This window comes from Fodinicurvata fenggangensis DSM 21160, from assembly GCF_000686045.1.
GTDB lineage: Bacteria > Pseudomonadota > Alphaproteobacteria > Kiloniellales > DSM-21159 > Fodinicurvata > Fodinicurvata fenggangensis.
The window spans coordinates 57,573-79,100 of sequence record NZ_JMLV01000004.1; the positions used below are offsets into that span (position 1 = coordinate 57,573).

At 62.2% G+C, this 21,528-nt stretch carries 23 protein-coding genes; 13 read left to right on the plus strand and 10 right to left on the minus strand.

The features are described from left to right. Positions 1-27: 27 nt before the first annotated feature. Positions 28-264 (plus strand): hypothetical protein, encoded by a 237-nt coding sequence (locus BP38_RS0107775; protein ID WP_026987268.1) that lies wholly within the window; start codon positions 28-30, stop codon positions 262-264. Positions 265-299: 35 nt separating this feature from the next. On the opposite strand, the gene BP38_RS22820 is transcribed toward BP38_RS0107775, so the two are convergent. Continuing rightward, positions 300-851 carry a GGDEF domain-containing protein gene (locus BP38_RS22820; RefSeq protein WP_162175136.1) on the minus strand — a complete coding sequence of 184 codons (552 nt, stop codon included), beginning with the start codon at positions 849-851 and terminating at the stop codon, positions 300-302. Between BP38_RS22820 and BP38_RS22825 the strand changes: the two genes are divergently transcribed. Next, a complete protein-coding gene (locus tag BP38_RS22825) occupies positions 831-1,082 on the plus strand; it encodes a hypothetical protein (RefSeq protein ID WP_162175137.1) in 252 nt (83 codons plus the stop codon). The two genes, BP38_RS22820 and BP38_RS22825, sit on opposite strands and share 21 nt — an antisense overlap. Positions 1,083-1,526: 444 nt before the next feature. Here the strand turns inward: BP38_RS22825 and BP38_RS0107785 are convergent, their stop codons facing one another. From BP38_RS0107785 to BP38_RS19635, 4 genes are read right to left on the minus strand one after another with little or no spacing between them, the layout of a single operon-like run. Next, positions 1,527-1,967, minus strand: a complete 441-nt coding sequence (locus BP38_RS0107785; protein WP_211250263.1) for a DUF4149 domain-containing protein — start codon at positions 1,965-1,967, stop codon at positions 1,527-1,529. 17 nt (positions 1,968-1,984) lie between these two features. Continuing rightward, positions 1,985-2,389: a hypothetical protein gene (locus tag BP38_RS0107790; protein WP_026987270.1), complete on the minus strand. Its 405-nt coding sequence runs from the start codon at positions 2,387-2,389 to the stop codon at positions 1,985-1,987. A gap of 22 nt (positions 2,390-2,411) precedes the next feature. Next, a complete protein-coding gene (gene fdxA / locus BP38_RS0107795) occupies positions 2,412-2,750 on the minus strand; it encodes a ferredoxin FdxA (protein ID WP_026987271.1) in 339 nt (112 codons plus the stop codon). Next, complete coding sequence (locus tag BP38_RS19635) at positions 2,747-3,205, minus strand: group III truncated hemoglobin (RefSeq protein ID WP_051609113.1); 459 nt, start codon at positions 3,203-3,205, stop codon at positions 2,747-2,749. The genes fdxA and BP38_RS19635 overlap by 4 nt, the downstream gene beginning before the upstream one ends. A 107-nt stretch (positions 3,206-3,312) precedes the next feature. Between BP38_RS19635 and BP38_RS19640 the strand changes: the two genes are divergently transcribed. Both BP38_RS19640 and BP38_RS0107810 read left to right on the plus strand, forming a co-directional pair. Then, positions 3,313-3,798 (plus strand): RrF2 family transcriptional regulator, encoded by a 486-nt coding sequence (locus BP38_RS19640; protein ID WP_051609114.1) that lies wholly within the window; start codon positions 3,313-3,315, stop codon positions 3,796-3,798. Then, positions 3,770-4,987, plus strand: coding sequence for an NnrS family protein (locus tag BP38_RS0107810; RefSeq protein WP_026987272.1), 1,218 nt, complete (start codon positions 3,770-3,772; stop codon positions 4,985-4,987). Before BP38_RS19640 ends, BP38_RS0107810 begins: the two co-directional genes overlap by 29 nt. A gap of 13 nt (positions 4,988-5,000) precedes the next feature. Here BP38_RS0107810 and BP38_RS19645 read toward each other — a convergent pair whose 3' ends face one another. Next, entirely contained in the window at positions 5,001-5,621 is a 621-nt protein-coding gene (locus BP38_RS19645) for a helix-turn-helix domain-containing protein (RefSeq protein WP_035724243.1), read from the minus strand. 375 nt (positions 5,622-5,996) lie between these two features. Here BP38_RS19645 and BP38_RS19650 point away from each other — a divergent pair, with 375 nt between their 5' ends. From BP38_RS19650 to BP38_RS0107855, 8 genes are read left to right on the plus strand one after another with little or no spacing between them, the layout of a single operon-like run. Next, positions 5,997-7,391: an MFS transporter gene (locus BP38_RS19650; protein WP_081816536.1), complete on the plus strand. Its 1,395-nt coding sequence runs from the start codon at positions 5,997-5,999 to the stop codon at positions 7,389-7,391. Then, a complete protein-coding gene (locus tag BP38_RS0107825; RefSeq protein WP_026987273.1) occupies positions 7,388-8,725 on the plus strand; it encodes an MFS transporter in 1,338 nt (445 codons plus the stop codon). Before BP38_RS19650 ends, BP38_RS0107825 begins: the two co-directional genes overlap by 4 nt. A gap of 22 nt (positions 8,726-8,747) precedes the next feature. Next, the gene (locus BP38_RS0107830; protein ID WP_026987274.1) at positions 8,748-12,512 is read left to right on the plus strand and encodes a nitrate reductase subunit alpha; all 3,765 of its coding nucleotides are present in this window, start codon (positions 8,748-8,750) and stop codon (positions 12,510-12,512) included. Between the two features lie 12 nt (positions 12,513-12,524). Further along, positions 12,525-14,057, plus strand: coding sequence for a nitrate reductase subunit beta (gene narH / locus BP38_RS0107835; protein WP_026987275.1), 1,533 nt, complete (start codon positions 12,525-12,527; stop codon positions 14,055-14,057). Beyond that, complete coding sequence (gene narJ, locus BP38_RS19655) at positions 14,054-14,731, plus strand: nitrate reductase molybdenum cofactor assembly chaperone (protein ID WP_051609115.1); 678 nt, start codon at positions 14,054-14,056, stop codon at positions 14,729-14,731. The genes narH and narJ overlap by 4 nt, the downstream gene beginning before the upstream one ends. 4 nt (positions 14,732-14,735) lie before the next feature. After that, a complete protein-coding gene (gene narI, locus BP38_RS0107845; RefSeq protein ID WP_026987276.1) occupies positions 14,736-15,434 on the plus strand; it encodes a respiratory nitrate reductase subunit gamma in 699 nt (232 codons plus the stop codon). Next, positions 15,431-16,216, plus strand: a complete 786-nt coding sequence (locus tag BP38_RS19660; RefSeq protein WP_035724246.1) for a peptidylprolyl isomerase — start codon at positions 15,431-15,433, stop codon at positions 16,214-16,216. Before narI ends, BP38_RS19660 begins: the two co-directional genes overlap by 4 nt. A 14-nt stretch (positions 16,217-16,230) precedes the next feature. Continuing rightward, positions 16,231-16,803 carry a hemerythrin domain-containing protein gene (locus tag BP38_RS0107855; protein ID WP_026987277.1) on the plus strand — a complete coding sequence of 191 codons (573 nt, stop codon included), beginning with the start codon at positions 16,231-16,233 and terminating at the stop codon, positions 16,801-16,803. Between the two features lie 61 nt (positions 16,804-16,864). On the opposite strand, the gene BP38_RS22550 is transcribed toward BP38_RS0107855, so the two are convergent. Together BP38_RS22550 and BP38_RS0107865 are read right to left on the minus strand one after the other, a co-directional pair. Further along, complete coding sequence (locus tag BP38_RS22550) at positions 16,865-17,080, minus strand: hypothetical protein (protein ID WP_026987278.1); 216 nt, start codon at positions 17,078-17,080, stop codon at positions 16,865-16,867. 14 nt (positions 17,081-17,094) lie between these two features. After that, complete coding sequence (locus BP38_RS0107865) at positions 17,095-17,304, minus strand: hypothetical protein (RefSeq protein ID WP_026987279.1); 210 nt, start codon at positions 17,302-17,304, stop codon at positions 17,095-17,097. A gap of 405 nt (positions 17,305-17,709) precedes the next feature. Between BP38_RS0107865 and BP38_RS0107875 the strand changes: the two genes are divergently transcribed. Continuing rightward, a complete protein-coding gene (locus BP38_RS0107875; protein WP_026987280.1) occupies positions 17,710-18,936 on the plus strand; it encodes a bifunctional alpha/beta hydrolase/OsmC family protein in 1,227 nt (408 codons plus the stop codon). A 24-nt stretch (positions 18,937-18,960) separates the two neighbouring features. Here the strand turns inward: BP38_RS0107875 and BP38_RS0107880 are convergent, their stop codons facing one another. Both BP38_RS0107880 and BP38_RS0107885 read right to left on the minus strand, forming a co-directional pair. Further along, positions 18,961-20,676, minus strand: coding sequence for a thiamine pyrophosphate-binding protein (locus BP38_RS0107880; RefSeq protein ID WP_026987281.1), 1,716 nt, complete (start codon positions 20,674-20,676; stop codon positions 18,961-18,963). A 33-nt stretch (positions 20,677-20,709) separates the two neighbouring features. Beyond that, on the minus strand, positions 20,710-21,426 hold the full coding sequence (locus BP38_RS0107885; protein ID WP_051609116.1) for a GntR family transcriptional regulator: 717 nt from the start codon (positions 21,424-21,426) through the stop codon (positions 20,710-20,712). Positions 21,427-21,528: the final 102 nt, after the last annotated feature.

The window sequence follows — 21,528 nt, forward strand, 5'->3', positions numbered from 1 at the left end:
CCCTTCAGGCCGAAAGGAGGAGACGACATGGCGACCCCCTTGACCCGTGAGGCCGTGCACAGCGTTCTGGGCCCCGTCGGCAACACGCTGAGTGCCGAATTGGTGGCAACTGGCGCCAGTGCCGAGGAACTGCAGGAAGCCCATGCCTGGCTGAACAGCGACGAGGCGCTGATCAACGAGGGGCGTTCTTTCCCCACGGGCCGTGTCGCCGAACTTCTGGAAATACTCAAGGGTTATGAAGAGAGCGAGGAGCTGGAGCCGTAATATGGGCAGGATCAGGCCCAACGGGCTGTCTGAGGCTAGTCCTGGCTAAGTGAAGGTTCATCCTCCAGGTCAACGCGATTCCGGCCGGCCGCCTTGGCCCGGTAGAGCAGCCTGTCCGCCCGGTTTAGGGCCTGGTCGATCGCCTCGTTCTGCTGGATTGAGACCCCGCCGATGCTCAGGGTCACGCTGAAGGAAGAGTCGTTGTAGACGACCGCTTCCGTTTCGGTGGCCTGGCGAAGGCGTTCGGCCACTTCTTGTCCTTCCTGCATGCCGGTTGCCGGAAGCAGGACGGCAAACTCCTCGCCGCCTATACGGCCGAGAATGTCACTTTCCCGAAGGAGCGCGGTCCAGGAGCGGGCAAGATGCTTCAACACTTCATCCCCGGCGGCGTGCCCGAAAGTGTCGTTTATGTGCTTGAAGTGGTCGATGTCCAGGATCAGGAGAATTCCCGGGGGCGTGCCCTCGCGCCCGGCCCTGTAGATTTCCCGTTTGGCCAGCTCGAAGAAGTGACGTCGATTCCATAACTCGGTGAGAGCGTCCACACGGGCCAGGCGTTCGGTTTCCTCATGCTGTTCCGCAAAGTCCATCTCCAGCTTGGCGACTTGCTTCAGGCGCTTGACCCTGGCGGCGCTGATGGTTGCATAGAGTATGACGCCAGCCAACAAGTATACGTTTATTATGAGTTTGAATTGAAGGGGAATGTCATGTGGCAGCAGGGCGATATTTGGGAACACCAGGACAGAAATCGCAGTGGCGAATATAAACTTATATCCAGTGGTGAGCTGTATGGCAGCAATAAGTATTATGAAGATGCTTGACAATAGTCTGTCGGTATCACCTATAGATACATGTATAAGAGTAATGCCAATTAATGCAGATGTAACACATAAAAAACTTGTTATATTAAGTATATTATAATTGTAATATTTTTTTGATATAAAAATAGATAAAGAAAAAATTAGTGTTAGTGCTAAGTATATTGCAATAACATATAAATTGATGCGATCATATATATACGTAATAAGATTTAAAAATATTAAATAAAGAAGTATTGCAGATGAAGATATTACATATAGATAGTGCCTTAAGGAAATAGATTGTATCTCCTTGTACCGTATTTCTGAAACTTCTTCTGACTTATGGTCCGGTTTCCCCATGATGGCATGGTATTATATTTTGAAAGCTGGCAGAAGTGCCAATTTCAGACAAAATTGAGGCGGCCAAGAGTCTGTGCCCCTCTTTGTAAGGGTAAGCCCTGAAATTTACCTGCGGGGCAGGGACGAAAACCGCAGCGCGCTCATAATGAACATGCCCAGAAGGGTCAGGAACTTCACCATTTCCAGCAGCGCATAGAACATGTGGTGGCGGGAAGCAGGCGGCATCTCGCCTGTGATGATCACGCGGATGCGTTCATTCAACTCCGGCAGCAGCCAGAAGGTCTGGAGTGCCAGCAGGAAGGCGAGCAGGCCCAGCAGCAGGCTCCAGCCGCGCGGAAAGCCCGAAATCAGGGCTGCAAGGATGGACAAGAGGACCAGGACCCATTCCACGCAATTGAACAGGGCGAATGTCACCCGTCCGACGTCCAGGGCCACCGGAAGCTCCAGAGAGGGCGCCTGGAACTTCACAGGCGTTGCCAGGAAGGACACGCCGACCAGCAGGCCAAGCCAGAAGACCGGCAGGGCCAGCCGGAGAAGCAGGCTCATAGAAGACGACATGTCTGCTAGCCCCCACGCACCCATGCCAGGACAATGGCCATGCCGGTTCCGGCCAGGGCCAGGGAGACGGGAATGATGGCCACCTGCACCAGGGCGCCGCGGCCGCTGACTGCCCCGGTGAAGGTGTCCATACGGCCCTTCAGGTAAGCCAGGAAACTCTTGTGGACAGGCTCACGATCTCGCTGCAGGCCCAGCAGGATGGCGGACAGCCCGAAGTACATGCCGAAAAAGGCTGTAGAGATGGTCACCATCCAGGCGCTTTGCAGGTCACCGGCGAAGGCCGACCAGAAGGCGGCCACCAACCACAGCCAGGCGAGGAGGACCACCCAGAAGAAACCCGGGTGAAGTTCGCGTGGTGCTTGCTGCCTGTTTAAGGTGGGCTGGTTACTGTCAGGGAGGTTATCGTTCATGGGAAACGCTCCTCTTTCGGGATCAATCTCCTTCTCCGGGTTCAGGACTGAAGTGTTCCGGGTATTTGTCGGGCACACCGTCCCATTCCGCGGCATCGGATGGCGGTTCCTTCTTCATGAAGGTATTGGGCCACTTCTCGGCGTATTCCGCGTTGAACTTGACCCAGCCTTCCATTCCGGGATCGCTGTCGGGGTGGATGGCCTCGGGCGGGCATTCGGGTTCGCAGACCCCGCAATCGATGCACTGGTCCGGGGCAATGACCAGCATGTTCTCCCCCTCGTAGAAGCAATCCACGGGGCACACCTCGACACAGTCCATGTACTTGCAGCGGATGCAGGCGTCGGTCACCACATAGGTCATGATCTGGCCTCCTGCGCGGTCGCCGCGCGCAACCAGTAGGGTGCCGTCAGGCCGGCCTTCTGGAAAACGGCATGTTTCCGCTGCTCCGCAATCCGTTCGGCCCGCGCTACGAAGGCATAAGCCGATTGCCGGTCGCAAATACTGAAGGCGCTTTGCCGGAAGAGGTCCAGCCAACGATCGAAGTGTGCCGGCCGGAGTTCCTGCAAGCTTCTGTGAGTGGGGGCCGGATCATCCAGTTCACGCTCTGTTCCCAGCATTTCCGCGGACCAGAAACGGCGCATCCGGGCCATGTGAGAGTCCCAGTCCTGGCCGATGGCTTCGAGAAAGACGGGCGCCAGGACCGGGTCTTTCCGGATCCGGGCATGGAAGTCACGGACCAACCGATCGATCACGACAGAAGTGATCGGCGGATTGACCGGGGGAAAGCCTGCGCTTTCCTCTGCATGGGTCTGCATGGTGCGTCTCCCATAAAAAATGTATTACCAATGCATCTTAATATCGAGGCTATTGCGACAGCCCGGGAAAAGCAATAGTGTAAATACATCTTTTATGAGGACGGCCCATGCAACTCTCTCTCTATAGCGACTATGCCCTGCGCCTTCTGATGCGGCTGGCCGTTGAGCCGGAAAGGCTGGTGACCATTCAGGAGGTCTCCAATTCCTATGGAATTTCGCGCAATCACTTGATGAAGATTGCCTATGCCCTGGGCCAGCATGGCTTCATCACAACGCTGCGCGGGCGCAGGGGCGGCCTGAAGCTGGCGCATCCCCCCGAGGAGATCGGTCTGGGGGACGTGGTTCGCGCGACCGAGGACAGCCTGTCTCTGGTCGAGTGCTTCAACGCAGAGACCAACAGCTGTGTCCTGGCGCCCTGCTGTCATTTGAAAGGTATCCTTGGCGAAGCACTGGAGGCTTTCCTGGCCGTGCTGGATCGCTACAGCCTTGCCGATCTGGTGCGACAGCCGGACCTGCTGCGTGCCTGCATGATTCCCCCCTTGGCTCTCAAAGAGGAGGCCCTTCATGGCCAACACGACCCACGCCAGCTCTGATGAGCGCCCTGCAGGACGGTCGTTCGCCCTGTTCGCCTATGGATTTCGACCTTTCTTTCTGGCTGCGGGCGTCTATGCCGTTGTGGCGTTGCTCGTCTGGTTGCATGCCTTGGCGGGGGGGAGTTGGCCGGCCGGCTTCATGTCGGCCATGGACTGGCACGCCCACGAGATGGTTTTCGGCTTTGCGGCCGCGGCCATGGCGGGTTTCATCCTGACGGCTGTGCCGAACTGGACGGGCGAAGGTGGATTCCGGGGTTGGCGCCTGATCGCATTGACGCTGGTCTGGCTGGCCGGACGCCTGGCGTTGAATCCCTATATGCCCCTGCCGTTGATCTGGGGAGCCGTTCTCGACCTGGCCTTCTTCCCCCTGCTGGTGCTGACGGTGCTGCCTGGACTGCTGCGCCTCAAAACCCGGCGCAACATGATCTTCCCCGTCCTATTGCTGGTTTTCTGGACGGGCAACCTGCTGTTCCATCTGGACCAGCTGGGCCTGCTGCAGGCCAGTGCTAGGACAGGCCTGTTCCTGGCCATCAACGGACTGCTTGTGATCCTGGCCCTGCTGGGCGGACGGGTTATCCCCGCCTTTACGCGCAATTACCTGAAATCGCGCGGATTGTCCCTGGAGTTGGCAAGTCCGCGCTGGTTGGAGGTTTCCGCCATAGGGGCGCTTCTGGCCATGTTGTTGCTGGAAGTCTGGCAGGTGGAAAGCCTTGCAGCCGGTTATGCGGCCCTGCTGGCCGGACTCCTGAACGCTGCGCGGTTGCTCTGCTGGCAAGGCTGGCGCAGTTGGCGTGCGCCCATCGTATGGATTCTGCACGCTGGATTCCTCTGGTTGCCGGTGGGCCTGCTGCTGAAGGGTCTGTGGCTGGTCTGGGGGGTGCCCTTCGCCTCTTCCTGGTTGCATGCCATCACGATCGGCGCCTTTGCGACCATGATCCTGGCGGTGATGACACGGGCGACTCTGGGTCATACCGGCTGGACCATCGTGGCCGGACCGCTGAGTGTGCTGTGCTACGGGCTGATCCTGCTGGCGGTGGTGCTTCGGGTTCTGCTGCCGGTGTTGCCGCCGGAGGTCTACCAGGCCGGGGTGATCCTTTCGGGTGGGGCCTGGGTCGGCGCTTTCAGCCTGTTCCTGCTGGCCTATGGGCCGATGCTTCTGCGCCCACGTGTGGACGGGCGGCCAGGCTGAGCGGCGCTCGTTCTCAGCTGTTGCCAGACAAGTCCTGCAGGCGGGGACAGTCCAGCAAGTCAACCCGGTAGGTCTCGCAAATCTCGATGACCTGCTCCTGGCGCAGGCGCGAGAAGCTGCGACTGACCGTTTCGAGGGTGAGGCCCAGGTAATCGGCGATGTCGCCGCGCGTCATGGGCAGGATGATGCAGTCTTCGTCATCTCCCTGCTGCAGTTGGCGCTGACGCACCTCCAGCAGGAAGGAGGCGACGCGTTCCAGTGCCGATTTCCGGCCCAACAGCAGCATCTGTTCCTGTGCGGCATCCAGTTCGCTGCAGGCCATCTCGTAAAGTTTTCGCTGCAGGCGTGGGTTGTCTTTGGACAGGGTCTCCAGGTCCTCCAGAGCGAAGTTGCAACAATCCGTGTCCGTAATGGCTTCTGCGCTGAAGACAAAGCGGTTGCGGCGTGTCAGTCCGATGAAATCCCCGGGAAAGAGGAAGCCCATGACCTGGCGTCGGCCATCATGAAGCAGGCGGCTGAGCCTGACGGTGCCACTGGTGATGTTGCAGGCGAAGGTCATGGGGTCGCCTTCGCGAATCAGTGTGGCGCCAGCGGGTGTGCGATGCCGCCGCGTGATGCGGTCCAGGCGCGACAATTCGCTATCGGCGAGTGCGTCACAGAGAGATAGAGAGCGGACATCGCAGCTATGGCAGTTATGAGCCGAACAGTTTGATCCCGCGGCTTGTGGAAAGGGCGCCGGGCTGTTCGTCCGTGCTCTCGAGGCGGCTTTCATCCGGGCCCGGTACAGGTCTGGTGCCGGCATGACGACCCCTCCATGCAAAAACTGCAGGCTGTCCGGAAGCGTAGTGGAGAGGGCAAGTCCTGTCCATTGAAAGATGGATGCGGTATGCATCTATAGTGCAAATGATTTTCAAGCGCATATTCTTCTGATCCAGATCAATGCGTCCAACCGCTGCGGTTTTATGATGTTTTGAAAATGCATCAAAACTGCTGCAAGCAGAGGCCGCAGATGACGACAACCACAGAAGAGGACAGGACGCCGCCTGGACAGACAACGGCCCTGGTCATGAGCACCACGGCCTTCACGGTCTGCTTTGCCGTCTGGACCATCTTCTCCATCATCGGAATCCAGATCCGCGAGGATCTGGGCCTGAACAGCACCGAGTTCGGCCTGTTGATCGGCACACCGATCCTGACAGGTTCGCTCTCGCGCCTCTTCCTGGGCATCTGGGCCGAGCAGTACGGGGGACGGCGCGTGCTGGCCCTCGTCATGCTTGCGGCGGCCTTTGCCACTTGGGCGCTGACTTGGGCGGACAGCTATATAACCTATCTGATTGCGGCCCTTGGCGTGGGCTTGGCCGGCGGCAGTTTTGCCGTGGGCATCACCTATGTGTCCAAGTGGTATCCACGCGAACGACAGGGCACCGTGCTGGGGATCTTCGGCATGGGCAATGTCGGCACGGCGGTGACCAAGTTCCTGGCCCCCTTCATCATGGTGTCCTTCGGCTGGATGATGGTGGCGCAGATCTGGGCGCTCGCTTTGGCCGCCATGGCCGTCATCTTCTTCCTGACCACGCGCGACGAGCCGCAGTTGGCCGCCAGGCGGGCCAGCAATCAGAAGCCCGATTCCTTCCTGGTCCAGTTGGAACCACTGAAGAACCTGCAGGTCTGGCGATTCTCGCTCTACTACTTCTTCGTCTTCGGGGCTTTCGTGGCGCTGGCGCTTTGGCTGCCCAGCTATTACGTGAATGTCTACCAGCTGGATGTGGTCACGGCCGGCCTGCTGGGAGCCGCCTATTCCGTTCCGGGCAGCCTGTTTCGCGTCCTGGGCGGCGTTCTTTCAGACCGTTGGGGCGCGCGTCGCGTCATGTACCTGACCTTCCTGGTCTCGCTGGCGTGCACCTTCATCCTGTCCTATCCGGCCACGGACTATGTGGTTCAGGGGATCGAAGGCCCGATCGAGTTCACGCTGGCCATCGGTTTCATCCCCTTCACGATCCTGACCTTCATCCTGGGCTTCTTCATGTCGCTGGGGAAGGCGGCCGTCTACAAGCACATTCCCGTCTATTACCCGGATCGTGTGGGCGCTGTCGGCGGCGTTGTGGGCATGATCGGCGGCATCGGCGGGTTCGTCCTGCCGCTGGCTTTCGGAGCGATGAACGATCTGATCGGCGTCTGGACCAGTTGCTTCATGCTGCTGTTCGTCCTCATTGCGGTGGCGCTGACCTGGATGCACTTCGCCATCCGGCGCATGGAGATGCGGGAATCTCCCGAACTGGCTGGACCGAAATACCTTCCTGAACTTTCGGGGAATCCGCCGCCGGCCGATCGTCCTGCGGCCAATGGACCGGCCGCTTCCAACACGCCGACGCGCTGGTCCGGCACCACGGGAGGCCGCTCATGAGCGAGGCAACAACCAAGACCAGCAAGACCTGGCTGGAGCGCTGGGAGCCCAACGACGAGACCTTCTGGCAGGAAGAGGGCCGCAGGTTTGCCTGGCGCACTCTGACCCTGACGACGGCCAGCCTGGTGATGGCCTTCATCGTCTGGTTCGTCATCTCGGCTCTGGTGGTGCGCCTGCCCAACGCCGGGTTCGATTTCACAAGCGGTCAGCTGTTCTGGCTGGCCTCCATGCCGGGGCTGGCCGGCGGGACGCTGCGCGTGGTGCACACCTTTCTGACGCCGCTCTATGGAACGCGTCATGTGGTCACCTTCTCGACCCTTTCGCTGCTGATCCCGCTGGTGGGATGGTTCTTCGCGGTCCAGAATCCCGAGACACCCTTCTGGATTCTGATGGTCCTGGCCTTCCTGGCCGGGCTGGGCGGTGGCAACTTCTCGTCCTTCATGCCGTCGACCAGCCTGTTCTTCCCGAAGCGCCTGCAAGGCACGGCCCTGGCCATCCAGGCAGGGGTCGGCAACTTTGGGGTCAGCGTGGTGCAGTTCCTGACGCCCTGGGTCATCGGTTTCGCGCTGTTCGGCAGCATCTTCGCCGCACCGCAGACCGGACCGGATGGTGAGAAGATCTGGCTGCACAATGCGCTGCTGATCTACATCCCCTTCGTTGTGGTGCTCTCGGCGCTGTGCTGGATCTACCTGCGCAGCGTCCCGGTGCGGGCCAACCTTCGTGAGCAGTTCGATATCTTCGAGCTGAAGCACGGCTTGATCATGACGATCCTCTACATCATGACCTTCGGGTCCTTCGCCGGGCTGGCGGCCACCTTCCCCCTTCTGATCCGCGAGAGCTACGGGGGCTTTACCGATTCGCCCGATCCGCTGCTCTATGCCTTTATCGGGCCGCTGCTGGGCTCGGTCATGCGGGTGGTCGCCGGGCCCATTTCGGATCGCTTCGGCGGGGCCAAGGTCACGCAGGTGGCCGGCATCGGCATGCTGGCCTGTGCCATCGGAGCCAGTTTCTTTCTGACCCCGGAGTCCATGGAGACCTTTCCCCTGTTCCTGGGCTTCATGCTGGGGATCTTCTTCTTCTCCGGCATCGGCAATGCCTCGACCTTCAAGCAGATGCCCATGCTGTTCCCGGCCCGCCAGGCGGCCGGCGTGATCGGCTGGACCAGTGCCATGGCGGCTTATGGACCTTTTGCTCTCGGCATGTTCTTCGGGGTTTCGCTGTCCCTCTTCGGGCGCACCACCGAGGTCTTCTACCTGCTGGCCACCTATTACGCCGCCTGCATCCTGATCAACTGGTGGTACTACGCCCGCCGCAACGCCCCCAATCCCTGTTAGGCCGTGCTCCAAGGAGAGATCCATGAGCCATTTTCTCGACAAGCTGACCTACTTTCGGCGCCCCCGGACGGAATTTTCCGACGGGCATGGCGTGACGACCCACGAGAACCGCGACTGGGAGGAGGCCTATCGCAAGCGCTGGCAGCACGACAAGGTCGTGCGCTCGACCCACGGCGTGAACTGCACCGGCTCGTGCAGCTGGAAGATCTACGTGAAGGGCGGGCTGGTCACCTGGGAAACCCAGCAGACGGACTATCCGCGTACGCGTCCCGACCTGCCCAACCATGAGCCGCGTGGCTGTTCGCGCGGCGCCAGCTATTCCTGGTATCTCTACTCTGCCGCCCGCGTGAAGTACCCACTGGTGCGCAAGCGCCTGATTCGCCACTGGCAGGAGGCGCGTGAGACCATGGAGCCGGTGGCCGCCTGGGCGTCCATTGCCGGCGATCCCGAGAAGATGCGCGAGATCCGCAAGGTGCGTGGCCGCGGCGGGTTCGTGCGCGCCGACTGGGAGACGGTGAACGAGATCATCGCCGCCGCCAACATCCACACGGCCAAGACCCATGGGCCCGACCGCATTGCCGGCTTCTCGCCGATCCCGGCCATGTCCATGGTCAGCTATGCCGCCGGCACGCGCTACCTGTCGCTGATGGGGGGCACCTGCCTGAGTTTCTATGACTGGTACTGCGACCTGCCGCCCTCCTCACCGCAGACCTGGGGCGAGCAGACCGACGTGCCGGAGAGTGCCGACTGGTACAACTCCACATTCCTGGTTATCTGGGGGTCCAACGTACCGCAGACCCGCACGCCGGATGCGCACTTTTATACCGAGGTGCGCTATCGCGGCACCAAGAGTGCGGTGATCTCGCCCGACTACAGCGAGGCCTCTAAGTTCGCCGATCTCTGGCTGTCGCCGAAGCAGGGCACCGATGCCGCGCTCGCCATGGCCATGGGGCATGTGATCCTGCGCGAGTTCCATCTGGACCGCGAGGTGTCCTATTTCCGCGAGTACTGCCGCAAGTATTCGGACATGCCCTTCCTGGTGCGCCTGAACGAGCAAGGCGGCCGCCTGGTCCCTGATCGTTTCCTGCGCGCAAGCGACCTGGCGGACCAGGGCGGCGAGCCCAACAATGCGGAATGGAAGCCGCTGGCCTTCGACGGAAAGACCGGCAAGCTGGTGGTGCCACGTGGCTCCATCGGGTTCCGCTGGGGAGAGAAGGGCAAGTGGAACCTGGAGGAACGTACCTCGGCCGAGGAGGACACGGAGTTGACCCTCTCGCTCGCCGACAGCCGGGACGAGGTGAAGCCGGTGGCCTTTCCCTATTTCGGTGGGGGAGAGAACCCGCACTTTGAGGGCAACCCTCTCAATGGTAATCCGGGTGCGGATGTGCTGGAACGCAACCTGCCGGTGCGCCGCATCGACACGCCGGACGGCCCGGTCTGGGTGGCTAGTGTCTTCGACCTGCTCTGCGGCAACTACGGCCTGGATCGTGGGCTGGGCGGCGAGAGTGTCGCCACGTCCTATGACGACAACGTTCCCTATACCCCGGCCTGGCAGGAGCAGATCACCGGCGTTCCGCGTCAGTCGGTCATCGCGCTCGCCCGCGAGTTTGCCCGCAATGCCGAGGAGACCCACGGCAAGTCCATGGTGATCCTGGGGGCCGGGCTGAACCACTGGTATCACACGGACATGATCTATCGCGGCATCATCAACCTGCTGGTGATGTGTGGCTGTGTCGGACAGAGCGGTGGCGGCTGGTCACACTATGTGGGACAGGAGAAGCTGCGCCCGCAGACCGGCTGGCTGCCGCTGGCCTTCGCGCTCGACTGGGGCCGCCCGCCGCGCCAGATGAACAGCACAAGCTACTGGTATGCCCACACCGACCAGTGGCGCTACGAGAAACTGGCGGTGGACGAAGTGCTCTCGCCGCTGGCCGAACGTTCGAAGTTCTCCGGCAGCCTGATCGACTTCAACGTGCGGGCCGAACGCATGGGGTGGCTGCCTTCCTCGCCGCAGTTGGAGGAGAATCCCCTCGAACTGACGCGCAAGGCGAAGGAGGCCGGAAAGGCACCGGCGGACTATGTGGCTGGCCGCTTGAAGGACGGCACGCTGCGCATGAGTTGCGAGGATCCGGACGATCCTCGCAACCATCCCCGCAACCTCTTCGTCTGGCGCTCCAACCTGCTGGGGGCCAGTGGCAAGGGGCACGAGTACTTCCTGAAGCACTTGGTGGGTGCCGACCACGGCGTCCAGGGCAAGGAACTGGGGGCCGAAGGCGAGCTCAAGCCCGAGGAGGTGGCCTGGCACGACGCAGCCCCGGAAGGCAAGCTGGACCTGCTGGTCACCATCGACTTCCGCATGTCCACCAGCTGCATGTACTCGGACATCGTCCTGCCCACTGCGACCTGGTACGAGAAGAACGATCTCAACACCTCGGACATGCACCCCTTCATCCACCCGCTATCGGCGGCCGTGGACCCGGTCTGGCAGACCCGGACCGACTGGAACATCTTCAAGGGCCTGGCCCGAAAGGTGTCCGAACTCAGTCCCGGTCACCTGGGTGAGGAAGAAGACCTGGTGCTGACCCCACTGATGCACGATTCCCCGGGCGAGTTGGCCCAGGCGTTGGACGTGAAGGACTGGAAGAAGGGCGAGATCGAGGCCGTTCCGGGCAAGACCATGCCCGCCATGACCACGGTAACCCGCGATTATCCCAACCTCTACCACCGCTTCACCTCGCTGGGCCCGCTGATGGAGCAGCTGGGCAACGGCGGCAAGGGCATGGCCTGGAAGACCGAGGAGGAAGTGGAGTTCCTCAAGCAGCTGAACGGCACGGTGCGTGATCCCGAGACCGGAGAGGAAAGGGCCCGTATCGACAGCGACATCGATGCCTGCGAGGTCATCCTGTCACTGGCGCCCGAGACAAACGGCCATGTTGCGGTCAAGGCCTGGGAGTCGCTGAGCGGCGCCACGGGCCGGGATCATGGGCATCTGGCCCTGCCGCGCGAGGACGACAAGATTCGCTATCGCGATGTGCAGGCCCAGCCGCGCAAGATCATCTCGTCACCCATCTGGTCGGGGCTGGAATCCGAGAAGGTCAGCTACAACGCCTGCTACACCAACGTGCACGAGCAGATTCCCTGGCGGACCCTGACCGGGCGCCAGCAGCTCTACCAGGATCATCCCTGGATGCGGGCCTTCGGCGAGGCGCTGGCCGTCTATCGGCCGCCCATCGACACGCGTACGCTCAAGGGCTCGCACGGCGTGCGCGAGAACGGAAACAAGGAAGTGGTGCTGAACTTCATCACACCGCATCAGAAGTGGGGCATTCACAGCACCTATACCGACAACCTGCTTATGCTGACGCTGTCGCGCGGCGGACCGATCGTCTGGATCAGCGAGGTCGATGCCGCCAAGGCGGACATCGAGGACAACGACTGGATCGAGTTGTTCAATGCCAATGGCGCCCTGACTGCCCGGGCGGTGGTCAGCCAGCGGGTCAAGGAAGGCATGTGCCTGATGTACCACGCACAGGAGAAGATAGTGAACGTCCCCGGCTCGGAGATCACGGGGTTGCGCGGCGGCATCCACAACTCGGTCACCCGCATCGTCACCAAGCCGACGCACATGATCGGCGGCTATGCGCAGCTAAGCTATGGCTTCAACTACTACGGCACGATCGGATCCAACCGCGACGAATTCATCGTCTGCCGCAAGATGAAGACCGTCGACTGGATGGAGGCCGAGGGCCTGCCCGGTCGCACCACCGCCACGCCGGCAGCGGAATAGGGAGAGCACGCCATGAAAGTTCGCGCACAGGTCTCCATGGTCCTGAACCTCGACAAGTGCATCGGCTGTCACACCTGCTCGGTCACCTGCAAGAACGTCTGGACCAATCGCGAGGGCATGGAATACGTCTGGTTCAACAACGTAGAGACCAAGCCCGGCGTCGGCTATCCCAAGGACTGGGAAAACCAGGATCGCTGGAAGGGCGGCTGGCACCGCAAGAAGAACGGCAAGCTGGAGCCGCGCATCGGCGGACGTTTCCGGGTCCTGGCCAAGATCTTCGCCAATCCCGACCTGCCGGAGATCGACGACTACTACGAGCCCTTCACCTTCACCTATGAACACCTGCAGACGGCGCCGGAAAGCCCCACCATGCCCACGGCGCGGCCGGTCTCGCTGATCAGCGGCGAGATCATGGAGAAGATCAACTGGGGCCCGAACTGGGAAGAGATCCTGGGTGGCGAGTTCTCGAAACGTTCCCAGGACTACAACTTCCGGGACATCGAGAAGGAGATCTACGGGCAGTTCGAACAGACCTTTATGTTCTACCTGCCGCGGCTGTGCGAGCACTGCCTGAACCCCACCTGCGTCGCATCCTGTCCCTCGGGATCGATCTACAAGCGCGAGGAGGACGGCATCGTCCTGGTGGACCAGGAGAAGTGCCGCGGCTGGCGCATGTGCGTGAGCGGCTGTCCCTACAAGAAGATCTATTACAACTGGCAGTCCGGAAAGGCCGAGAAGTGCACCTTCTGCTATCCGCGCATCGAGGCCGGACAGCCCACGGTCTGCTCCGAAACTTGCGTCGGACGAATCCGCTACCTGGGGGTCATCCTCTATGACGCCGATCGCATCGAGGAGGCGGCCAGCACGCCGGACGAAAAGGACCTCTACGAGGCGCAGCTGGATATCTTCCTGGACCCCCATGATCCCGAGGTGATCCGCGAGGCCCGTGAACAGGGCATTCCCGAGGCCTGGCTGGAGGCGGCCCAGAACTCCCCGGTCTACAAGATGGCCATCGAGTGGAAGGTCGCTTTCCCGCTGCACCCCGAATACCGCACGCTGCCCATGGTCTGGTACGTGCCGCCGTTGTCGCCGATCCAGGGGGCGGCCGAGGAAGGCCACATCGGTTTCGATGGCGAGATTCCCGACGCCCGGAACCTGCGCATTCCCATGCAGTACCTGGCGAACCTGCTGACCGCCGGCGACGAGGAACCGGTGCTGAGCGCCATAAGGCGCATGTTCGCCATGCGCATCTTCATGCGGGACAAGCATGTTCACGGGCGGTTGAACAACCACATCGCGGGCGAGGTCGACCTACTGCCCGAGCAGATCGAGGAGATGTACAAGGTCATGGCGCTGGCGGCCTATGAGGACCGCTATGTCATTCCGACTTCGCATCGTGAGGAGGCCGAGGACACCTATGGTCTGCAGGGCGGCTGCGGCTTCTCGTTCGGCAACGGCTGTTCCGAGGGTGACAGCAGCGAGGTGCGGCTGTTCGGCAAGCCAAACTCGATCCGGGGCGCCCTGAAGAAAGCGAGCATGTCATGAAAACCTTCCGCATCCTGGGCCTGCTGCTGACTTATCCCGAGCGGGAGATGATCGCGGCGCTGGACGAAATGGAAACGGTCCTGAAGGACGAGAGTCTGCTGAGCCGCAGGGAGCTGGACCTCCTGCAGCCGCTGTTCACGCGCCTGCGCTCACAGGACCTGCTGGACCTGCAGGCAGACTACGTCCACCTGTTCGATCGCTCGCGCCAGCTGTCCCTGCACCTTTACGAACATCTGCATGGCGATAGCCGCAGCCGGGGCGAGGCCATGACCACGCTGTCCACCGTCTACAAGCTGAACGGCTTCGAGCTGGCGGTGAACGAATTGCCGGACTACCTGCCGCTGGTCTGCGAGTTCGCTTCGCTGATCGAGGAGAAGGCGGCCCGCGCCCTGCTGGCCGACGCCGTCGACACCCTGGCGGCAATGGAGCGCTGTGCCCGACAGCGTGAGACGGACTATGCCGCGCTCTTTACGGCGCTCATCGCGCTGTCCGCTCGCAAGCCGGACGAGGAGGAGATCGCCGCCGTGCTGGCCGGCATGGCCAGCGAACCGGAGGATCTCGACGAGTTGGACCGTGACTGGGAGGAGGAGCCCGTGACCTTCGGTCCGGGCGCGCCTTCCTGCGCGGGCCTGCAGAACCATGGCCCATCGGCCATGCCGGGACAGGAGCCCTGAAGCCATGAGCGAATACCTGAACGACGCCGCTTTCGGCCTGTATCCTTATATCGCGCTGGCGGTCTTCCTGATCGGCAGCCTGATCCGCTATGACCGCGACCCCTATACCTGGCGGTCGGGGTCCAGCCAGCTGCTGCGCAAGCGCCAGTTCGCCTGGGGCAGCTATCTCTTTCACATCGGGATCCTGGGCCTGTTCCTCGGCCACCTGGTCGGACTGCTGACCCCCATCGTCATCTTCGACGCGATCGGCATATCGCACGCCGCCAAGCAGATGCTGGCCATCGTCGTGGGCGGCATCTTCGGCATCATGTGCTTTGCGGGCCTGACCCTGTTGATCCACAGGCGGTTGACCGATCCGCGCATTCGCGGGACCAGCACAAAGATGGATTTCTTCATCCTCTTCCTGCTTTACGCCCAGCTGATCCTGGGCCTGATTTCGATCCCGATCTCGCTGGGTCATCCCGAAGGCGACCAGATGATGGCCTTCATGGCCTGGGCGCAGATGATCGTGACCTTCCAGGGCGGGGCCGCAGACCTGGTTGCCAGTGCCCATTGGGTCTTCAAGCTGCACATCTTCCTGGGCCTGACGGTCTTCCTGGTCTTCCCCTTCAGCCGCCTGGTCCATATCTGGAGCGCGCCGTTTGGATATCTGACACGCAACTATCAGGTCGTGCGCAGCCGCAAGACGGGAGGTGCAGGATGATCCGGGTCAATGGCAGCGAGATCAGCGAGGAGACCATCGGCCGCGAAATGCAGTACCATCCGGCCGACAGCCGCGAGGAGGCCTGGGAGAATGCCGCCATGGCCCTGGTGGTGCGCGAACTGCTGATACAGCAGGCCGATCAGCAGGCGGTCGTGGCGCCGGCTCCAACGGGCGAGGAGGACGAGTCCACGGAGGAGGAGCGGCAGATCGACGCCCTGCTGAAGCAGGAGCTGCAGGTTCCCGAGCCGGACCGCGAAGCCTGCCGGCGGTTCTATGACAACAACAAGAGCCGCTTTCGTAAGCCGGACCGTTTCCAGGTGGCGCATATCCTGCTGCCGGCTTCGCCCGAGGAGGAGATCGCGCGGGAGTCGGTCCGCGTTCAGGCGCAGGAACTGCTGGACATCCTGCTGGCAACACCGGAGCGCTTCGGGCCGCTGGCCCGGGAGCATTCCGCCTGTCCCTCGAAAGAGGAAGACGGCGATCTGGGCTGGGTCATGAAGGGCCAGACCGTTCCGGAGTTCGAAACCTTCCTGTACGAAGCAGTGCCCGGGCAGCTGATCCCGATCCCCGTGCCAACCCCTTATGGCTATCACGTGGTCGACGTGAAAGCCCGGGAAGGTGGCGAGGAGATCGATTTCGAGGAGGCTAAGGAGACGATTGCCGCCTATCTGCAGGAACAGGCCTGGCGGCGTGCCGTACGGCAGTACATCTCGATCCTGGCGGGCCAGGCGGATATCGAGGGCCTGGAGATCGAGGCGGCCGGATCGCCCCTGGTGCAGTAGGGAGGCTTTCGGGAATGATGGGCGCCGGCTGGGGGAAGGGGACGGGGAGCAACCCTGCCGCTCCCGGCGCGCTTTTGCTGGCGCCGGTGGACACGCGCCTCTTCGAGCGGCCCCTGGATCATCTGGCCGCCGAGAACGCCCGTCTGCTGCGGGTCTGTGCCCAGTTGGAGATCATTGCGCTGAATGCGGCCCGACTGGCCCAGCACAGCATTCCCATCCTGGTGCCCTATTTGCGCTGGGACTATTCCTCGCATCTGGACTGGATGGAACGGAGGTTCTTCCCGTTGCTGGAGGCGGCCTGCTTCGTCGGGGACGCCGTCAGCGGCCCGATAGCTCAACTGGTCCTGGAGCACGGCCTGGACCGCAGCATGGCCGCGCGCCTGGCGGGCTTGCTGACGGAATATGGGCAGACTCCGAGTGAAGGCCTCGAACAGAGGGTAAAACTGACCAGCGAAAGCTTTGCGGAAACCCAGAAGCGTCACGTGGCCTGGCTGGAGATGACGGTCTTCCCCCTGGCCCAGGAGCGCTTGACGGAAGAGCACATGAAGGAACTGACCCGCGGTCTGCAGGTGCATTACCGGCGATAGATGGATCGGTAAACCAACAGGTTCCGCAGGTCTGTCGCGTGCAGAAATTCCGGATCTCCGGTTATTCCACCTGGCGCATGAAGCCGGTTTTCCGGTCAATCTCCAGCTTCTGGACGAGCGAACCGTCTTGTGTGACGATTTCCGCCGTGATTCGGTTGTCGTCGGCTTCTTCGATCTCGCCAATCTTGATGTTGGGATTGCCCTGCCAGGCAAGGCGGTGTTCCATCATCAGGCGTACGTCGTCGGTTGAGAGCGGATCGCCCGGCGGCTGCATCATGCCCGGCCCTCCGCCTATTCCAGGGCCCATCCCATAGCCCGGTCCTGGTCCATAGCCCGGACCGTATCCAGGCCCAGAGCCGTATCCGGGACCCGGGCCGTATCCGGGACCCGGGCCGTATCCGGGACCCGGGCCGTATCCGGGACCCGGGCCATAGCCCTGCCCGGAACCATAACCAGATCCATAACCGCGGCCATAACCATTGTGGCCTGGTCCCATGTCATAGCCGGGGCGCATCATGCCGTAGCCCTGTCCGGACCCCATCATCGGGTGCCCGGACCAGCCTTGTGCGCCATGATTTGGGCCCCAGTAATGCATACCGTAGGCGCCTTGGGGGGAGGCACCGGATCCCTGTGCCATGGCCATTCCGGTCCCTGTCAACAGGACGACCGAGGCCAGCATCGCCCTCATGACTGTTGTTCTATTCCTCATTGCCATTACTCCCCATGTGGTGGTTGTGATGAAAAAATGCATTTGAAGCGCATATAACGTAGAGGTGACTCGGCTCAGTCTGAATGTTCTGTATGCAGCCGCATTGATCCAGGTTAGGACAGCCAGCTGTTGCGACGGCCATCTGCATGTTCCCATATGAAGAGAACAGAAATGCCGCAGGAGAGAAGGGCCAGGTCATGAAAGTCGAGAAACTGGAATTCACGGGTCATACTGGTGAAAAGCTGGCGGCACGCCTGGACCGTCCGGACGGAGAAGTCCGGGCGGTTGCGCTTTTCGCTCACTGCTTCACCTGCACGAAGGACCTGGCGGCCGCTAGGCGCATCGCGGCGCGCTTGTCAGCCCTGGGTTTCGCGGTGCTGAGGTTCGACTTCACCGGACTGGGTCACTCCGAGGGCGAGTTCGCGAACACAAATTTCTCGTCCAACGTCGAGGACCTTGTGCTGGCGGCGCGCGAGCTGGAGGAAATCGACCTGGCGCCCGATCTGTTGATCGGGCATTCCCTGGGCGGTGCCGCGGTCCTGAAGGCCGCCGCCGAGATCGCATCCGCCCGGGCCGTGGTCACGATTGCGGCGCCGGCCTCGCCGGCGCATGTCCTGAGCCACATCGGTGCGGACCTGGATACGATCCGGGAAAAGGGCGAGGCAGAAGTCGAACTTGGCGGCAGGCCCTTCGTCCTGACGAAACAGTTCATCGAGGACATCGAGGAAAGCGGCCTTGCCCAGTCCATCGCGGAGCTGGACCGTGCCCTGCTGGTCCTGCACGGGCCAAGGGACAGGATTGTCGGTATCGAGAATGCCAGCAAGATCTTCCTGGCCGCGAAGCACCCCAAGTCCTTCATCACCCTGGATGATGCCGATCACCTGATCAGCAAGGCAGAGGATGCGGAGTATGTGGCCGAGGTGATCGGTGCCTGGTCACAACGTTACCTGAAGCTGCCGACCCTGAAGCCTACAGCAGACGCGCCGGAAGGCGTGGTGCGTGTCAGCGAGGCCGATCCCAAGGGATTCCGGCAGGACATCGTGGTGGACGGCCGCTACCAGCTGGCGGCCGACGAACCCGCCGATTTCGGAGGCACAGAGGCCGGTCCCAGCCCCTATCAGTTCCTCTCCACAGGCCTGGGCGCCTGCACGGCCATGACCATCCGCATGTATGCCCGCCGCAAGGAGTGGCCGCTATCACATGTGAGCGTGGATATCAGCCACGACAAGCGGCACGCCGAGGATTGCGCGGAGTGCGAGACGCAGGACGGGAAGGTCGATGTCTTCCGCCGGTCTGTCCGGCTTGAGGGCGACCTTTCCGACGAACAGCGACAGCGCCTGCTGGAGATTGCGGACAAGTGCCCGGTTCACAAGACGCTGCATTCCTCGTCCGTGATCGAGACCGAGCTTGCGGACGAGGAATGAGACTCCTGTTTCAGGAGAGGACGGTTATGCCACCCACTCGCTGACGGGGGCATTGGCCTCGTGCAGTGGCTGTGTGATGACGTCCACCAGGGTCGGTCCTTCGGCCTCGAAGGCGGCTTTCAGGGCGCCGTGCAGATCTCCGGGCTGTTTCACAGACCAACTCTTCAGCCCGAAAGCCTCGGCCACCTTGGCATGGTCGGTGCGATCGAAATCCACCGAGAAGTAGCGTTCGCCGAAGCCGCTCTTCTGTCCGGCCTTGATCCAGCCATAGACGGCGTTGGAGGCCACCACCACGGTGATCGGCGCCTTCATGCGCACCAGGGTTTCCAGTTCGCCGGCGTTGAATCCGAAGCTGCCGTCGCCAACGAAGGCGACCACACGGGCGTTCGGCCGCGCATAGCAGGCGCCCAGAGCACCTGGCATGGCATAGCCCAGCGCCCCGTGGGCGCGGTTCGACACGAAGCGGCGGCCGGCCTCTTCCAGCCGGTAGTAGGCTGAGATGTAGGGACAGGGCGTGCCGGGGTCGGCCACGATGACCGAATCCTTCGGCAGCAGTTCCTGCATCTCGCGCACGATTCGCTCGGGCCGGATCAGGTCGTCGTCCAGGGCAGCCAGGCGATCGAAGTCGGCATAGCGGGCTTTCCAGAGTTCGGCCGCTCGGCGCTCGGCGACCTGGCGCTGTGTCGAGCGGTCGCCGGCTTCGGCCTGGACGCGGTCCAGCAGTTCCTTGAGCGCAGGGCGGGCATCGCCGATGACGGCGACATCGGTGCGATAGTTGGCCCCGATGACACCCGGATCGGCATCCAGGTGCACGATCTTGCAGCTGCCGGCCTGGGGATGGCGCCAGCGTTCGGTGGTGACCGAACCGGCACGGCAGCCCACCAGGAAGATCAGGTCGGCCGCATCGATCACCTCGCGCGCGGCAATGGTGCCGCCGTTGCTGCCGACGACGCCCAGGGCCAGGGGGTGCTGCTCCGAAATCACGCCCTTGCCGCTGATGGAGCTGGCCACGGGCGCGCCCAGGGCTTCGGCCAGGGCGGTGAGTTCGCCGCTGGCGCCGGCATTGAGCGGACCGCCGCCACAGATGATGATCGGGTTCCTGGCCTTGACCAGCAGGTCGGCGGCGGCATCCAGGCTGTGGCTGTCCGGCGTCTGGGGGGCGGCCGGGTAATGGCCGAAGGTCTCATCGGCCCAGACGGAGTCCTGGTTGACCGGTTGCCTCTGCACATCGAAGGGCAGGCCGATATGCGCGGCACCGGGCTTGCCTGTGGTCATCTGCCGGAAGGCCTGGCGCAGGGTATTGGGAATCTGTTCGCCCTGGTCGATCACGCTGTTCCACTTGGTCACCGGTCGGAACAGGCTTTCCTGGTCCAGTTCGGTGAGCGTGTACTTGCCACGCCCGCCCACGCCGATGTCGGTCGTGACCCCAAGCACGGGAATCGAGGATTCGTCCGCCTCGACCAGGCCCGGCAGAATGTAGGTGGCGCCACCGCCGCTGGGGCCTTCGCAGACGCCGACCCGTCCCGACAGGCGTGCATAGACATCGGCCATGTAGGAGGCCGAACGCTCGTCGCGTGTCAGGATGTGCGTCATCCCGTGGTCCAGGCGGTACAGGGCATCGTAGAGCGGCAGGCTGGTGTCGCCGCACAGCCCGAAGATGTGCTTCACGCCATGTTGCTGGAGTACACGCACGAAGGCTTCCGCCCCCGTCATCCGGTTGGTCTTGTCGTCCGTGGTCAAGGGTCCACTCTCTTCTTGTTATGGGTCTTCCACTCAGCCGTGGTTCGCAGGGCCGTTCATGGCCTGTGTCACGTAGATGTAGGCGTAGCCGCGTTTCAGCATCTCGACGATCTGGTCCATGCGCCGTGTGATGTGCTGGCGCATGACCGCCTCGGCGGCCTCGGCCTCACCGTCCAGCAGGTGCTGTACCACCTGGCGGTGCTCGCCCTGGGTGACATCACGCCGCGTGTCGGTCATGTCCACCCAGCGCACGAAGTAGATGCGCGTGTTGATGCTCTTCAGGGTCTCCAGCATCTGCCGATTGCGGCTGAGGTCCGCCATCCACTCGTGGAACTTCATGTCCAGCGCCACCATGCGGTCCAAGTCGGTGGGATCCGACAGCTCCGCCGTCTCGTGCAGGAAGTCCAGGACCTCCTCGAGTTCCGCCCGGCTCGCCCGCTCGGCCACCCGGCGCACGATGCCTACCTCAAGCTCCTCGCGCAGCTCGTAGAGATCGAAGATCTCCTTGGCGTCCAGTTCACGGCAGGAGAAGCCCCGGTTCACCGAAAAGGTCAGCAGATCTTCCGCCGTCAGGCGGTTCAGCGCCTCGCGCAGCGGCGTGCGGCTGACATTCAACTCCTTGGCCAACTGAAGCTCGTTGATCCGCTCCCCAGGCCGAAGCGCAAAGGTCATCGCACGCTGGCGAATCTCGGTATAGGCCCGCTCGACCGACGCGCCGCGTGTCGAGCGGGCCTCGCTATCCTTCGACATGATCCTCAGTACGCAATAGTGTATGCAATATGGTGATAATCCTGCAACCGCACCCCGGTCTTGTCAACTTCCTTCCACCTTCTTCAAACCCCGTATTTTCAA

Excerpts from the sequence above, each read along its gene's own strand:
- narJ (WP_051609115.1), top strand. The coding sequence starts at position 14,054 with ATGAAAACCTTCCGCATCCTGGGCCTGCTGCTGACTTATCCCGAGCGG.
- BP38_RS22820 (WP_162175136.1), bottom strand. The coding sequence starts at position 851 with ATGGACTTTGCGGAACAGCATGAGGAAACCGAACGCCTGGCCCGTGTG.
- BP38_RS0107785 (WP_211250263.1), bottom strand. The coding sequence starts at position 1,967 with ATGAGCCTGCTTCTCCGGCTGGCCCTGCCGGTCTTCTGGCTTGGCCTG.
- BP38_RS19635 (WP_051609113.1), bottom strand. The coding sequence starts at position 3,205 with ATGCAGACCCATGCAGAGGAAAGCGCAGGCTTTCCCCCGGTCAATCCG.
- fdxA (WP_026987271.1), bottom strand. The coding sequence starts at position 2,750 with ATGACCTATGTGGTGACCGACGCCTGCATCCGCTGCAAGTACATGGAC.
- BP38_RS0107885 (WP_051609116.1), bottom strand. The coding sequence starts at position 21,426 with ATGTCGAAGGATAGCGAGGCCCGCTCGACACGCGGCGCGTCGGTCGAG.
- BP38_RS19660 (WP_035724246.1), top strand. The coding sequence starts at position 15,431 with ATGATCCGGGTCAATGGCAGCGAGATCAGCGAGGAGACCATCGGCCGC.
- narH (WP_026987275.1), top strand. The coding sequence starts at position 12,525 with ATGAAAGTTCGCGCACAGGTCTCCATGGTCCTGAACCTCGACAAGTGC.
- BP38_RS19640 (WP_051609114.1), top strand. The coding sequence starts at position 3,313 with ATGCAACTCTCTCTCTATAGCGACTATGCCCTGCGCCTTCTGATGCGG.
- BP38_RS0107830 (WP_026987274.1), top strand. The coding sequence starts at position 8,748 with ATGAGCCATTTTCTCGACAAGCTGACCTACTTTCGGCGCCCCCGGACG.
- BP38_RS22825 (WP_162175137.1), top strand. The coding sequence starts at position 831 with ATGCTGTTCCGCAAAGTCCATCTCCAGCTTGGCGACTTGCTTCAGGCG.
- BP38_RS0107810 (WP_026987272.1), top strand. The coding sequence starts at position 3,770 with ATGGCCAACACGACCCACGCCAGCTCTGATGAGCGCCCTGCAGGACGG.
- BP38_RS22550 (WP_026987278.1), bottom strand. The coding sequence starts at position 17,080 with ATGATGCAGCCGCCGGGCGATCCGCTCTCAACCGACGACGTACGCCTG.
- BP38_RS0107855 (WP_026987277.1), top strand. The coding sequence starts at position 16,231 with ATGATGGGCGCCGGCTGGGGGAAGGGGACGGGGAGCAACCCTGCCGCT.
- BP38_RS0107875 (WP_026987280.1), top strand. The coding sequence starts at position 17,710 with ATGAAAGTCGAGAAACTGGAATTCACGGGTCATACTGGTGAAAAGCTG.
- BP38_RS19650 (WP_081816536.1), top strand. The coding sequence starts at position 5,997 with ATGACGACAACCACAGAAGAGGACAGGACGCCGCCTGGACAGACAACG.
- BP38_RS0107790 (WP_026987270.1), bottom strand. The coding sequence starts at position 2,389 with ATGAACGATAACCTCCCTGACAGTAACCAGCCCACCTTAAACAGGCAG.
- BP38_RS0107775 (WP_026987268.1), top strand. The coding sequence starts at position 28 with ATGGCGACCCCCTTGACCCGTGAGGCCGTGCACAGCGTTCTGGGCCCC.
- BP38_RS0107825 (WP_026987273.1), top strand. The coding sequence starts at position 7,388 with ATGAGCGAGGCAACAACCAAGACCAGCAAGACCTGGCTGGAGCGCTGG.
- BP38_RS0107865 (WP_026987279.1), bottom strand. The coding sequence starts at position 17,304 with ATGACATGGGACCAGGCCACAATGGTTATGGCCGCGGTTATGGATCTG.
- narI (WP_026987276.1), top strand. The coding sequence starts at position 14,736 with ATGAGCGAATACCTGAACGACGCCGCTTTCGGCCTGTATCCTTATATC.